The organism is Flavobacterium sp. ST-158, from assembly GCF_058309975.1.
On the sequence record NZ_JBZEEN010000005.1, the window covers coordinates 89,704 to 104,620 of the forward strand.

Consider the following 14,917-nt stretch of genomic DNA (forward strand, 5'->3'; position numbering starts at 1 on the left):
TTGTTAAATTTGATATTATTAAAATTGAAAAAACGTTAAAAAAATGGAAAACAAGCAAAGTAGTTCAAGTCTAAAGGCAGTTATTGCTGTATTGGCAGTCTTATTAGTGGGGAGTTTAGTTTATATTTTCAAATTATCTTCAGATACAGAGAAAGTACAAACAGTATTAACTACAACTGTAAGTGAAAAAGAATCAGTTTTGAAAGATTTAGAGGAGTTAAAAACGACTTACGATGCTGCAATTGCTGAAAATACATCGATGTCTGACGAATTGATTCAAGAGAGAGACAAAGTAGTTGGATTAATGGAAGAAGTAAAAAAATCCAAAGGAGATCTTTCTGCTTTTAAAACCAAAATGAATCTTTTACAAAACAAAATGAAAGCTTTAATGGCTGAAAATGAAGGGTTGAGAAATCAAAACGTGGTTTTGAAAACACAACGTGATAGTACAGCTGTGGTATTGACAGAGTCTAAAAAATACAACGAAGCTTTAGTTGGTCAAAACGATGAATTGGCAAAAGTGGTTGAAAAAGGAGCAAAACTAACGGTTTTAAATATTCAAAGTTCAGCTTATAAGGTAAGAAGTTCAGGAAAAGAAATTGAAACTGAAAAAGCAAGAAGAACTAATATGCTTAAAATTAGTTTTACTATTGCAGGAAATCAGATTGCTCAATCTGGTGATAAAACCTATTATGTACAAGTAATAGATAGTAAAAACAATGTTTTAGGTGAAAAGAAAACAATCAGTTTTGAAGATATGAGTTTAACTTATAGTTTTACAAGTACTGTAAAATATGAAAATAAAACGGTTCAGGTTTCTGAAAATTTACCAGGTAAAGATTTTGAAAAAGGAACTTATTTCATCAATATTTTTGATAAAGGAGAATTGGTTTCTAAATCAAGTTTTTCTTTGAAATAATGCAATGAGATAATATAGTATAGTATAAAAAAGAGGAGCAATTGCTCCTCTTTTTTTATATGTAAATTTTAATGTAAAGGTTTGATTCTGTATTACTCAGAAACTTTAATTTCAAACATTTTGTCCCAATTTTTACCTGTTACAAAAATGGTTTTGTTTTTTGGATTGTAGGCAATTCCGTTTAACACATCATCAGGAGAAGCTTTAATTAGTTTTCTTAAACCAGACAAATCGATAATTCCTTCTACCGCACCGGTTTCTGGATTAACAACTGCAAGAGCATCTTTTTGCCAAATATTAGCATAGAATTTACCATTGATGAGTTCCAATTCATTTACCGATTTTATTTTAGAATTACCGGAATAAACATTGATGTAATCGACCATTTTTTGTGTTTCAGGATCCATTTTCCAAATTTTCTCTGTCCCGTCTGATTGGTAGATGAATTTTCCATCATTTGTCATTCCCCAGCCTTCAATTTCTTTGGTATAAGTGAAAGTTTTTTCTAGTTTTAAGGTATTGGCATTATAGATAAAACCTGTTTTCTCCTGCCAAGTCAATTGAAATAATTTTCCGTTGATAAAAGTGATTCCTTCTCCAAAATATGCGGTATCTAAATCAATTTGTTTGAATACTTTGCCTGTTTTGTAATCGTATTTTCTTAAATAGGAATTTCCTTTTTGTCCTGTGCTTTCGTATAAAGTATCTTTATAGAATTCGAATCCTTCAGTAAAAGATTTGATATCATGCGGATAGGTATTTACAATAGTGTACTTTAATAATTTAGGAGTAACATTCGAAACGACTTCAATTCGCGTAGTAGTTTCGGTATTTTCGCCTTCAAAATAGACTAAGGCTTTAATGTTTTGATATCCTAATTTTTGGTTTTTTAATTCAAATGAAAGCGGTTCAAGTCCTTTTACAGTTTTAATTTTTGTGTCATTAACATAGTACACTATACTGTCAACCGCTTTTGATTTTGGGTTTAAAATAGTCAATTCAGCGGTCTCTTGAGGCTGATATTGTGCTGAAATTTTAGAAGAATCAAAATTAAATAAAGTATTTGCTCTATTTTTTGTATCTCCACAATTAGAAAGTACTGTTCCTAATAAAATGAAAGATAGTAAGTTATGTTTTTTCATGATGTGAATTTTAAAAAGTCTAATATACAATGTTATTTTAAGCATACAAAAGGGCTTGCAAAAATATAAAAAGATTGTATATTTGCACCGGCAAGTCCTACACGACCAGCTCCTGCTGACTCCCCCAGGATGGGAACATAGCAAGGGTAAGCGGTTGAGCGGTGCGATGTAGGTCGCTTGCCATTTTTTATTTAATCTGTTTGTTAATGCAAGTCGGATTTTTTTCAGAAATAGAACAAAAGTAGTCTTCCTTCGGGAGGATTTTTTTATTTTTACCCTTTTGGGAAGTGTTAAGAGTTGGAACTTAGAAGTTAGGTGTGTGCACATAACCCATAATTGATTAACTCATAACCCATAATTTTTTAACTTAAGAAAATGAGCAAAGTCGTATTGATTACAGGAGGTTCTTCGGGAATAGGAAAATCTATTGGTGAATTTTTACATCATAAAGGCTTTGTGGTTTATGGTACAAGTAGAAATCCTGAAAAGGTTTTGAATTCTGTTTTTCCTTTAGTAGCTCTGGATGTTAGAAATGTTGAAAGTATTCAAGGGGCTGTTGCTAAAATAATTGCTACATCAGGAAGGATTGATGTGGTAATAAATAATGCAGGTGTAGGGATAACAGGTCCGTTAGAAGAAATTCCAACGGCAGAAATCAAGAATAATTTTGAAACCAATTTTTTTGGTCCTATTGAAATGATGAAAGCGGTGTTGCCACAAATGCGTGAGCAAAAATCAGGATTAATAATTAATGTTACTTCGATTGCTGCTTATATGGGGTTGCCTTATCGAAGTGTATATTCTGCATCCAAAGGAGCTTTAGAATTAATAACTGAAGCTTTGCGAATGGAGGTAAAGTCTTTCGGGATTCATATTACAAACGTGGCTCCGGGAGATTTTGCCACGAATATTGCGTCGGGACGTTTTCATGCGCCTTTGATTAAAGGATCTGCTTATGAGATTCCTTATGGAACTACATTAAAAATGATGGACGAACACGTGGACAGTGGGAGTAATCCAGATGATATGGCCGTTGCGGTTTATAACATTATTCAAACCGAAAATCCTAAAGTACATTATAAAGTAGGTGCATTTTTGCAAAAATTCTCCATTGTATTAAAACGTGTATTGCCAGATAAGGTATATGAAAAAATGCTGATGAATCATTATAAATTGTAATAAGGCAGAATTATTTTGAGATGATTTATTAAACGTTTTGGAAGAAATACGTGATGAATTAAAAGAATTGAATAAAAATAATTCAACTAAGTAATATAAATTGTAAATTTGCGAGCATTAAATAAATTTTAAGTGTTAAATAAACACTTTTTAAAGAAAATCTAAAAACAATTAAATATATAAATTATGAAATTTTTTATTGACACAGCTAATTTAGCTCAAATTAAAGAAGCACAATCATTAGGTGTTTTAGATGGTGTAACTACAAACCCATCTTTGATGGCTAAAGAAGGAATCACTGGAAAAGATAACATCTTAAAACATTATGTTGACATTTGTAATCTTGTTGATGGTGATGTAAGTGCTGAAGTAAACGCTTTGGACTTTGAAGGAATGGTTAGAGAAGGTGAGGAGTTAGCGGAATTACATGAGCAAATTGTTGTGAAATTACCTATGACTAAAGAAGGTGTTCAGGCTGCTAAATATTTTTCTGACAAAGGAATTAAAACGAATGTTACTTTAGTATTCTCTGCTGGACAAGCTTTATTAGCTGCTAAAGCTGGTGCTACTTATGTTTCTCCATTCTTAGGAAGATTAGATGATGTTTCAACTGATGGATTGAACTTAATTCAAGAAATTAGAGATATCTATGATAACTACGGTTACGAAACTCAAATTCTTGCTGCTTCTGTACGTCATACTATGCATGTTGTAAACTGTGCTAAAATTGGTGCTGATGTAATGACAGGACCATTGTCTGCAATTTACGGTTTATTGAAACACCCATTAACTGATATTGGATTAGCTCAGTTTATTGCTGATTTTGAAAAAGGAAATAAATAATTAGTTATTTTTTTCACCAATAAAAAAAGTCCCTTTTGTATATTTTTCAAATGGGACTTTTTGGTTTAATATGTTCTTTTTATTTTCTCACAAATGGGGGAAGCAATTTACTGGAAACTTCTCCAAAACCAATTCGTACTTGGCTATTTTCGCAAAAACCTTTAATGGTTACAGTATCGTTATCATTGATAAATTTACGTTCACTGCCATCATTTAGTTTCAATGGTTTTTCTCCTCCCCAGGTCAATTCTAACATAGAACCGTAACTGTCTTCTGTAGGCCCTGAGATGGCTCCGGATCCCATCATATCACCGGAATTTACCCGACAACCATTAGAGGTGTGATGTGTTAGTTGCTGATTCATTGTCCAGTACATGTGTTTGAAATTAGATTTAGAAACAATAGTAGGTTCAGCATTTTCAGGTTCAATACTCACTTCCAGATTGATGTCAAAAGAATGTTTTCCTTTTTGTTGTAAATAAGGAAGCGGACTGGGATTTTGCTTTGGACTAGCAACTCTAAAAGGTTCTAAGGCATCCATAGTTACAATCCAAGGGGAAATAGAAGTAGCAAAGTTTTTTGATAACAAAGGTCCTAAAGGCATGTATTCCCATTTTTGAATATCACGGGCTGTCCAGTCGTTTAGTAATACCATTCCGAAAATATAATCTTCGGCTTCGTTAATAGGAATCATTTCACCCATTACATTTGCATCAGTAGTGATAAAGGCAGTTTCTAATTCGAAATCTATGGAACGCGAAGCTCCAAAAACAGGTGTCGATTCTTCGTAAGGCAAAGATTGCCCAATAGGTCTATGTACTGGAATGCCTGAAGGAACTATCGTAGAACTTCTGCCGTGATAACCTATCGGCATTTGAGGCCAGTTAGGTAACAAGGCATTTTCTTCGTTACGGATCATTTTTCCAACATTAGAAGCATGAATTTTACTGGAATAAAAATCAGTATAATCGCCTATTAAGACCGGCAATTGCATTTCTACTTCGTCAATATTAAAAATAATAATGTCTTTATGGGCAGCATTATCACGCAATTTTGGATTGTTTTCGTCAAAAATATCAGCAATGCGATTGCGTACTAATCGCCAGGTTTTTTTTCCGTCAGAGATAAAATCATTCAGGGTGTCTTGAATGAACATATCATCGGTTAATTCTATTCCAGAAAAATATCCTAATTGTTGTAATGCTCCTAAGTCAATTGCCGAATCCCCAATGCGAGTTCCTACCGTCACTACATTTTCTTTTGTTAAGAAAACTCCAAAAGGAATATTCTGGATTGGGAAATCACTATTTTCAGGAACTTCAATCCAGGATTTTCTTTTAGTGTCGTTGGCTGATATTGGCATATTGTGTTAATGTTTTGTTGAAAATTATATATCAAATATATCATAATCTATCAGTTTAACAAACGTTTTTTTGTATTTTTGCGCTAAATTATTTAAAATCTAAAAAATGCAACGCGACAAACAAATTTTTGAACTTATTCTTGAAGAACAAGATAGACAAATACACGGCTTGGAACTTATTGCTTCTGAGAACTTTGTAAGTGATGAAGTAATGGAAGCTGCTGGTTCAGTTTTAACAAACAAATACGCTGAAGGATATCCAGGTAAAAGATATTATGGAGGATGTGAAGTAGTAGATATTGTTGAGCAAATTGCTATTGACAGAGCAAAAGAATTGTTTGGAGCTGCGTATGCTAACGTACAGCCTCACTCAGGTTCTCAAGCTAATGCATCTGTATTTCACGCTTGTTTGAAACCAGGTGATAAAATTTTAGGTTTTGATTTATCTCATGGAGGTCACTTGACTCACGGTTCTCCTGTAAATTTCTCAGGACGTGTTTATAACCCGGTTTTTTACGGAGTTGACAAAGAAACTGGTCGTTTGAACTACGATAAAATTCAGGAAATTGCTACTAAAGAGCAACCAAAATTAATCATCGCAGGAGCTTCGGCTTATTCTCGTGATATGGATTTTGAGCGTTTTAGAGTAATTGCTGATAGTGTAGGTGCAATTTTAATGGCTGATATTTCTCACCCAGCAGGTTTAATTGCTAAAGGTTTATTAAGTGACCCAATTCCTCACTGTCATATCGTAACTACTACAACTCACAAAACGTTACGTGGACCAAGAGGAGGTTTGATTTTGATGGGGAAAGATTTTGAAAATCCATGGGGATTAACTACTCCAAAAGGTGAAATCAGAATGATGTCTTCTTTATTAGACTTAGCGGTTTTCCCTGGAAATCAAGGTGGACCATTAATGCATATTATTGCTGCTAAAGCGGTAGCTTTTGGTGAAGCTTTACAGGATGAATTCTTTACATACGCACGTCAATTGCAAAAGAATGCTAATGCAATGGCAGATGCTTTTGTAAAAAGAGGATACGATATTATCTCAGGTGGTACGGATAACCACATGATGTTAATTGACTTAAGAAATAAAGGTATTTCTGGAAAAGATGCTGAAAATGCATTGGTAAAAGCAGAAATCACTGTAAATAAAAATATGGTTCCATTTGATGACAAATCTCCATTTGTAACTTCTGGTATTCGTGTTGGAACTGCTGCAATCACAACTCGTGGTTTAGTAGAAGAAGATATGGAAACTATTGTTGCTATGATTGATAAAGTATTGATGAATCATACTAACGAAGATGTTATCGAAGAAGTAGCTGAAGAAGTTAACGAAATGATGAGCGAAAGAGCTATTTTCGTTTTCTAACTAAATAAGTTACCAAATTTTTAAAGTCGAAAGTCGAAAGCATAATTTTGACTTTCGACTTTTGTTTTTTAATACTTTTTGAATTTCTAACCTTAAGACTAATAAAATGGGTGTATTACGATTACAATTGCCAACAGACCCAAGATGGGTGAATATTGTAGAGAAAAACATAGAAGAAATTTTGACAGATCATGCTTGGTGCGAGCAAAAAGCAGCTACCAATGCTATTACAATTATCACCAACAATTCGGAACATCAGGATTTGGTTAAAGATTTATTGGCTTTAGCCAAAGAAGAAATCGATCATTTTGAACAAGTACACAATTTAATCATCAAGCGCGGATTAAAATTAGGTCGCGAACGCAAAGATGATTATGTAAACGAATTGTACCAATACATGAAAAGAAGTGCTGATGGTAGTCGTGTTTCTGGTTTGGTAGAACGTTTGCTTTTTTCGGCGATGATTGAGGCCAGAAGCTGCGAGCGTTTCAAAGTACTTTCTGAAAATATTCAGGATGAAGAACTGGCTGTTTTTTATAGAGAATTAATGGAAAGCGAAGCAGGACATTACACCACTTTTATTACTTATGCACGTAAATATGGTGAAGGAATTGATGTTGAAAAGCGCTGGAGAGAATGGTTAGCATTTGAAGAATCGGTAATTGCTAATTATGGAAAAGGTGAAACTATTCACGGTTAATATATCGTTGATAAGTCTCTTTTTTTATTGCATAATTCTCGCATAAAATTCATTACTTTTAAGAAAAGTAAAAGATATTTTTCGATAACCCACTAAAAAGTGATAATTATGCGAATAGAAACCGATCTCAAATTAGGCTTTAAAGATGTAATGATCAGACCTAAACGTTCTACGTTAAAAAGCAGGTCGCAAGTTTCTTTAGAAAGAGAATTTAAGTTTTTACACAGTACTGCAACTTGGAGTGGTGTCCCTATTATGGCAGCTAATATGGATACGGTGGGAACCTTTGAAATGGCAGCCGAATTAGCCAAACACAAGTTGTTTACTGCCATACATAAACACTATTCGGTTTCAGAATGGAATGCATTTCTTGAAAATGTTTCGCCCGATTTTTACAACTATATAGCCGTTAGCACCGGAACCGGAAAAAATGATTTCAAAAAAGTAATCGAAATTATTACTGCAAATCCGGAATTGAAATTTATTTGTATTGATGTTGCCAATGGTTATTCAGAACATTTTGTCAATTTTTTAAAACAAACCCGCAAGCAATTTCCGGATAAGGTAATCATTGCAGGGAATGTGGTTACTGGTGAAATGGTGGAAGAATTACTTTTGGCAGGTGCCGATATCATCAAAGTGGGTATAGGACCGGGTTCCGTTTGTACTACCCGTATTAAAACCGGAGTAGGCTATCCGCAATTATCAGCCATAATCGAATGTGCCGATGCAGCACATGGTCTTGGCGGACATATCATCAGTGATGGCGGATGTACGACACCCGGAGATGTGGCCAAAGCTTTTGGAGCCGGATCTGATTTTGTAATGTTGGGCGGAATGCTCGCCGGACATACCGAAAGCGGAGGGGAACTATTGGAAGTTAATGGCAAAAAATTCAAGCAATTTTACGGTATGAGTTCTACCACAGCAATGAATAAACATGTTGGCGGTGTAGCCGAATACAGAGCCAGTGAAGGCAAAACCGTTAAGATTCCTTTTAAAGGCGATGTGGTCAATACGGTTTGGGATATTCTCGGCGGATTAAGAAGTAGCTGTACCTATGTGGGCGCTTCGAGATTGAAAGAATTAACTAAGAGAACCACTTTTATTCGTGTAAGCGAACAGGAAAACCGAATTTTTACCAATGAATAAAATACAAATTGTTAAAGCTACAACTCAAGATTTGCAAACCATCGCTGAAATCGCATTTAAGACCTGGCCAGTAGCCTATGGCGAAATTTTATCTCCGGCACAATTAGATTATATGCTGAAAGCTTTTTATTCAAAGGAAAGTTTGCAGGCAAATATGGATAATGGACACGAATTTATTTTAGCTATTGAAAATACCGTAGCCTTAGGTTTTGCTTCTTTTGAACATCAGTATCAAAGAACAAACAGCACCAAAATTCATAAAATATATATGCTGCCTGAATCTCAGGGAAAAGGAGTAGGCAAGTTGTTGATTGATACCATTGAAAAAATGACTCTGGACAAAGGTTATAATAGTCTTTTATTAAATGTGAATCGCTTCAATAAAGCCATTGGTTTTTATCAAAAAATGGGTTTCCAAATCATTCAGGAAATCGATATTGAAATTGGTTTGGGCTATCTGATGGAAGATTATGTGATGGAGAAGAAGATTTGATTTTTTTGGGATTATTGGAGGTTTTATTTTAATGTTCCCGTGCTACAAGCAGTTTGGGACTTACGAAGACGAGTATTTTAGGCTGAACGAAAATACGATTAAAAAACGTTAATTCCACTAAATTCGCAAATGGCGCAATACGTGTGTTAGCGGTTCGTACTTTATACTTCTATCATTTTACGCATATTATTAATAATTTCATCACTATCATTAGATTTTTCTTTCATCACTGCAATCACAAAATTCATATATTCTTTGTTTTTATTTGCTAGTCCACATAGTTGAGCTAATCCAGATGTATGAATAATACCTTTATTATTAAAAACTTTTAAAATGCTTAAGTAGTCATTGTTTTCAACAAATACTATAAATTCATTTTCTATTTCGGTATAAATTTTAGAATAATCTAATCCTTTAATGAAATCGGTCATTGCTTCATCTAATTGTTTGAACTCATTGACTTTTGGATTTAAATCTCTTTCTATAATTTTTTTTATACTAAAAATTGTATGTTGAATAGCCTGAAATTTCAATTCAGATTTAAAAAGTTCAATAACATTCTTTTTTAATTGTTCAAAAACATCTTCAGGGTCTTTAAACATTCTTTTTGCAACAACTTTCACTACATTTTCAATCAGTAAAAGATTTTCAACTTCAGCTACTTCAGGGACAAAAATGTTATGTTTTCTAATTGCATCAATATCTGAAATAGTTCTCCTGTCTCTATCAATTATACCTTTTGCGGTTAAATGATGAAATGTATTTTGATCATTAAATGCTTTAGTGGTTTCGAAAACTTTATTACAATTTCCTAAAGGTTCAATTGTGAACTCTGTAAAAACATGTTGGAATAGATAATAATCTATGCTAGAATTATCTCCTTCTATGAATAATATAGGTTTTCTGCTCCCAAGAATCTCTAGTAAAACTTGCTCTGGAATTGGATTGTTTTCATCAAGAATTTCATAATCCCAAGTTTGATTGTTTTCAAATGATTTCAACCAGATTTTGGTGGCATCATGTCTTGTTGATGCAAAATCAACATCATGAGTTAAATATATTATTAAACTATCAGGTCGTTCTTGTTCAATCGCATCCCATAGTTTTTTTGTTATTGATTTATGAATATGCATTTCTGGCTCATCAATGATAATAATTGAGTTTTCTGGTGCAGATAATATTTCTCCAATAAGATAAAATACAATTCTTTCGCCATCACTCATTTCGGAAGCATTATAAATTTTAGAAATGTCACCAGTCGGATAAGCTTCAATAATTCCAGCCTTTTTAACTAATTTTCTGTGAGGTAAGACATATTCCCAAATATTCTGAATTCTATCAAGTTTAGTGATTGGTTTTTCAATTGACTGACCAGGATTATAAGTTTCTTTAAACTTTATTGATTCTTCGTATTCTTCAGTATGAAGTAAAACCATGAGTTTCTGATAATCATTCAATAAGAATGTATTTGGTTTTCCTCCCCATCTATATCCAGTTTTATTTGTTTTTCCATGTTTAGCATCACCATAAAAAAAATCAGTTTCTGATTTTTCTTTTGAAGTAGGGCTTACTTGTTCCGGCATGGTCAAAGATTTTTGAGCTGAAATTCGATGAGTTTTATTAGGATATTTTAATTCTATATTAGTTCCAAATCTAGTTTTTCCCGCACCATTTGCACCAATTATAACAATGGATTTTTCATTTTTGAGAGTAATTAATTCGTTTAAACCAGCCTTTTTTGGTAGAATTATATCCATAATTTAGAATTTTGTTTACGATTTTGATTTAGCCTGACCTCTAACTAGTTTATAAGCGCATAAATTAAACTAGTTTTAAGCTTAATTGGCATATTGTACGCATGTTTCTATTTACAAAAATAAAACTATTTCTTACATGAGAAAGGAAATAATTCACAAATACAAAACTTTAGTATTCTTATTAATAGAACCGTAATATACGATTGATACTGGCTTAATACAGTCAAGTTAATTTTGGTATCAATTTTTGTATATGTATCGAATGTATTACGTTCTCGTTTTTCTTATTTCTTGTATGGTTTCCGGTCAGCATATTAAGTTCCGAACCTTAACTACTGCTGATGGATTGTCTAATAATTCTGTTTCGGATATCGTGAGTGATTCAACTGGCGGTTTATGGATTGCCAGCTGGGATGGGCTAAATTATTATGACGGACATCAATTTACGGTTTATAAAGAAGAATTAAATAATAATAATTCCCTGAAAGGGAATATGATTTCCAAACTTGTAAAGGACAGGCAAAACCATATTTGGATTTTAACGGATAGGGCAGTGAATGTCTATTTGGGCAATCATAATTTTAAAAATTATTTTTTTAAAACTACACCTTCGGCTTTATTCTTATCGGAACAAGGTGAAATTGTCATTCAGATTCAAAAAGCGTTTTACGTTTTTAAAGAAGGAAAATTTTACCAGACTAAAAAAACGTTGGCTCCTGTTAATCCGAATGATAATCTTAAGAGTTTGTTGCTTTCAAAACATCCTCATGTCATCATTAATGATGTTTTAAAAGACCGTGAAGGATCGATTTGGTTTGCTACCCGACGTAATGGTTTGTATCGGATTTCGAATACGACTTCTAATTTTAACAACAATTACATCGAGCATTATACTTATGATTTGTATGCGCCTTATAGTTTTAACAGTAATGAGATAGAGAAACTTTTTCAGGATGATTTTGGAAATGTATGGCTTGGACATAAAGACGGTGGTTTAAGCATGGCTTATACGGGTTCGGATCAGATAAAAAGTATCATTCCGCATCCGGTTCAAAATCCGAATTTACCTAACGAAACTATTCGTGCAATTAATTTAGATGTCACTAACACCATGTGGTTAGGCTATTACAATCAGGGAATTTATTATTCAAATAATAATAAGTTTCAGAAATTTACCATCGCCGAAAGTAATACTAATCCTGACTGGAAGAGAGTAAGAAGTTTGTTTACTGCTTCGGATGGCTCCGTGTGGGTAGGAACTTATGCCGGTTTAATCCGAATTAAAAATGGAAAATACGATTTGTATGAACCTCAAAAAACTGAAAATTTACCCGCAGGCAGAAACTATTCTATTTTCGAAGATACTAATGCCCAATTGTGGATTGGCTGTTGGGGAGGAGTAGCTAAGTTTAATTTGAAGAAGAATACTTTTGAACCGTTTATAGGTCAGTCGAAGTTCAATAAATTACATGTTCGAAAAGTTGAGGTTTACAAAAATCAACTTTTTGCCGGAACTGAACATCATGGTGTAGTACAATTGGATTTAAAAACCGGAAAAGTAAAAACAATTACCACGGCTAACGGTATTTTAGGCAACAGTATTTATTCGTTGTATAAAGATGCTAAAACTAATTATTTATGGATTGCTTCCTTAGGAGGTTTAAGTATTTACGACTTAACAAAAAATAAAATTGTAAAAAATTGTACTGAAAAAGAAGGTTTACCCAGTCATATGGTGTATGGTTTACTCCTTAACAATAATACTTTTTGGATTAGTACTACCAAAGGAATAGCAGCTATAGACAGAAACAGCTATAGCGTAAGAAGCTTTAATCCTAACGAAGGCTGGCAGGGAGCTGAATTTTCGGAAGGTGCTTATTTTCAGGATAAAAAAGGAATATTGTTTTTTGGAGGAGTGAACGGCCTGAATTATTTCAACCCCAATATGCTTCGGGAAAATAAAGTAAGTCCTAAAATTAAATTAATTGTTGACGGGAACGAGAATTATACTGCTGAAATAGAAAAAAGTTTCAGCGATAATCAATTAGAAATTGAGCTGATTCCTATTCAGTTTCCGGTAAATGATAAGCTTAAAGTGTATTATAAATTGGAAGGCAGAGAGGACAACTGGATTTTACTTGAAAATAACAGCAAGATAAAGTATACTAATTTGAGTTCCGGAAACTATCAGTTTTTAGTCAAAGTTGGTGAAAAAGGAACAGTCAAACCTGTATATTTTTCTTTGCATATCACCAAAGCTTTTTATGAAACCATTTTGTTTTACATTCTGATTATCATTTTCATTTTAGTTGCTTCGGTATTATTCTTTTATTTTATGGATAAAAAAGTAATTGCCCAACAAAAATATTTAGAACAACAGATTCAGGAACGAACAAAAGTGATTGAAAATCAAAAAAGAGATTTACAAAATATCAATGAAAAATTAGACAAAAAGAATAAAAAAATCCTGGCTCAAAAAGAAAAACTTTTGATGTTGCACACTAATCTTAAAAGAGAAAATTTTGAAATAGAAAAGTTCAAATCTTTTATGTTATCCGAATTTCAGGAGCCTATTTCTAAGATAATCAAGAATGTTGCGACTTTAAAAAAGAATACACCCGAACATCGGGAATTAATTAATCAGTCCAATCAATTAGTCAATCTTATTTCCGGTTGGAATTATCTGGATCATGTTAAAGAACTTGGTGCAGTTAAAAAATCAGTGATTGATTTATTTCCGGTTTTAAAAAACGGTATGCTAAAAATAGAAAAGGAATTACAGCACAATCAGGTCAGTTTTAATTGCGAAATGATTAATTCGGATTGTTTTGTAGAAATCGATGAGCTTCGTTTAAAATTATTACTCCAATATTTCTTTAATGATATCAGTAAATATTCGGATGCCGAAAGTAGTTTGGATATCAAAATTGAGCATGAAAATCAATCGTTGAAAATAGTTGTTATTTCTACGAGTGAAATTTTAAAAAATAATTGGAATAACATACTGCATTACAGTCCGTATTTCAAAGCAGTTCAGGTTTTATTACAGGATTTAAAAGGAAATTTTCTGAATGAATCGGAAGATGTTTTTAAAGCAGTTTTACAAATTCCGTTAGAGCATGTCCATCAGGAAATGCAAATGAAAGAGACGATTTCCTGGAAACATTTCAATAGCGATGACAAACTTTCTTTAGAGGATACGCCAATCTTGGTTTTTGGCGATCCATCTAATTTTTCGGTTGCTCACCAAGTGCTGGAACATCCGGATTGTCATTTGATTTTTGAAAGTTCAGAAACTCATTTGAATGCGATTTTAAAACAAATTAATGTTGCAGTTATTGTATTGTACCAAACGACTTTTACTAAGGAGTTAATCCATTTTTTAAATTCTAATAAAGATTCGGATCATTTCAATATTCCGATTCTCTATATATCCGAAGATATCAATTATGAATTGAACGAACAGTTGCTGGAATACGGTATTGATACTTTAATTCAGTTGCCTGCCAGTACTTCTTTTGTTCAAAAAAAGATAAAATCATTAGTTGATCAAAAACAAAAAAATGCAGGAGAGAATAACATTCAAAAGAAGATTTTCCAGATTTTAACCGCAGAAGAAACGATCGAAACTCCTAATGATAAATTATTAAAAAAAGCACTGGAAATTATCAAAGAAGAACTTCCGGAACCTGATTTTAATGTCGAAATTTTAGCAAACCGATTGGGGATATCCAGAGTAAAATGCTACCGCCTTTTTAAAGAAAGCTTAAAACAATCGCCTTCAGATATACTGACATCTTTGCGACTCCAAAAAGCCGAATTATTGTTGAAAACAAGAAATCTGAATATTTCAGAAGTTAGTTTTGAATGCGGTTATAATGATCCTAAATACTTTGGACGCTCTTTTAAGAAGTATTTTGGTAAAAGTCCCAAAGCATTTAAGTCCCAATCCGTATAAAAGAGTGGTTAACCCTGTATTTGCTTAGTG

General features: G+C 33.0%; 11 protein-coding genes and 1 other RNA gene. 9 read left to right on the top strand and 3 right to left on the bottom strand.

Annotated features, from left to right (window positions below):
* Positions 1-43: 43 nt before the first annotated feature.
* A complete protein-coding gene (locus AC4FRF_RS09320; protein WP_491159225.1) occupies positions 44-919 on the top strand; it encodes a DUF8428 domain-containing protein in 876 nt (291 codons plus the stop codon).
* Between the two features lie 92 nt (positions 920-1,011).
* Here AC4FRF_RS09320 and AC4FRF_RS09325 read toward each other — a convergent pair whose 3' ends face one another.
* The gene (locus AC4FRF_RS09325) at positions 1,012-2,061 is read right to left on the bottom strand and encodes a glutaminyl-peptide cyclotransferase (protein WP_491159226.1); all 1,050 of its coding nucleotides are present in this window, start codon (positions 2,059-2,061) and stop codon (positions 1,012-1,014) included.
* Between the two features lie 88 nt (positions 2,062-2,149).
* Between AC4FRF_RS09325 and ffs the strand changes: the two genes are divergently transcribed.
* From ffs to fsa, 3 genes are all read left to right on the top strand, one after another.
* Positions 2,150-2,247, top strand: an RNA gene (ffs, locus tag AC4FRF_RS09330) — signal recognition particle sRNA small type.
* Between the two features lie 189 nt (positions 2,248-2,436).
* Positions 2,437-3,240, top strand: coding sequence for an SDR family oxidoreductase (locus tag AC4FRF_RS09335; protein ID WP_491159227.1), 804 nt, complete (start codon positions 2,437-2,439; stop codon positions 3,238-3,240).
* A gap of 186 nt (positions 3,241-3,426) precedes the next feature.
* Positions 3,427-4,083: a fructose-6-phosphate aldolase gene (gene fsa / locus AC4FRF_RS09340; protein WP_491159228.1), complete on the top strand. Its 657-nt coding sequence runs from the start codon at positions 3,427-3,429 to the stop codon at positions 4,081-4,083.
* A gap of 79 nt (positions 4,084-4,162) precedes the next feature.
* Here the strand turns inward: fsa and fahA are convergent, their stop codons facing one another.
* Entirely contained in the window at positions 4,163-5,446 is a 1,284-nt protein-coding gene (gene fahA / locus AC4FRF_RS09345; protein ID WP_491159229.1) for a fumarylacetoacetase, read from the bottom strand.
* Positions 5,447-5,552: 106 nt separating this feature from the next.
* On the opposite strand from fahA, the gene glyA reads away from it, so the two are divergent.
* The 4 genes from glyA (at position 5,553) to AC4FRF_RS09365 (ending at position 9,172) form a co-directional block, all read left to right on the top strand.
* Positions 5,553-6,827: a serine hydroxymethyltransferase gene (glyA, locus tag AC4FRF_RS09350; RefSeq protein ID WP_491159230.1), complete on the top strand. Its 1,275-nt coding sequence runs from the start codon at positions 5,553-5,555 to the stop codon at positions 6,825-6,827.
* 106 nt (positions 6,828-6,933) lie between these two features.
* Complete coding sequence (locus AC4FRF_RS09355) at positions 6,934-7,527, top strand: MiaE family protein (RefSeq protein WP_408082646.1); 594 nt, start codon at positions 6,934-6,936, stop codon at positions 7,525-7,527.
* A gap of 108 nt (positions 7,528-7,635) precedes the next feature.
* Positions 7,636-8,679, top strand: coding sequence for a GMP reductase (gene guaC, locus AC4FRF_RS09360; protein WP_491159231.1), 1,044 nt, complete (start codon positions 7,636-7,638; stop codon positions 8,677-8,679).
* Complete coding sequence (locus AC4FRF_RS09365) at positions 8,672-9,172, top strand: GNAT family N-acetyltransferase (RefSeq protein ID WP_491159232.1); 501 nt, start codon at positions 8,672-8,674, stop codon at positions 9,170-9,172. Before guaC ends, AC4FRF_RS09365 begins: the two co-directional genes overlap by 8 nt.
* A gap of 161 nt (positions 9,173-9,333) precedes the next feature.
* Here the strand turns inward: AC4FRF_RS09365 and AC4FRF_RS09370 are convergent, their stop codons facing one another.
* Positions 9,334-10,929 carry a DUF4435 domain-containing protein gene (locus tag AC4FRF_RS09370; RefSeq protein ID WP_491159233.1) on the bottom strand — a complete coding sequence of 532 codons (1,596 nt, stop codon included), beginning with the start codon at positions 10,927-10,929 and terminating at the stop codon, positions 9,334-9,336.
* Positions 10,930-11,191: 262 nt separating this feature from the next.
* Between AC4FRF_RS09370 and AC4FRF_RS09375 the strand changes: the two genes are divergently transcribed.
* Positions 11,192-14,887 (top strand): two-component regulator propeller domain-containing protein, encoded by a 3,696-nt coding sequence (locus AC4FRF_RS09375; protein WP_491159234.1) that lies wholly within the window; start codon positions 11,192-11,194, stop codon positions 14,885-14,887.
* The last annotated feature ends 30 nt before the right edge of the window (positions 14,888-14,917 follow it).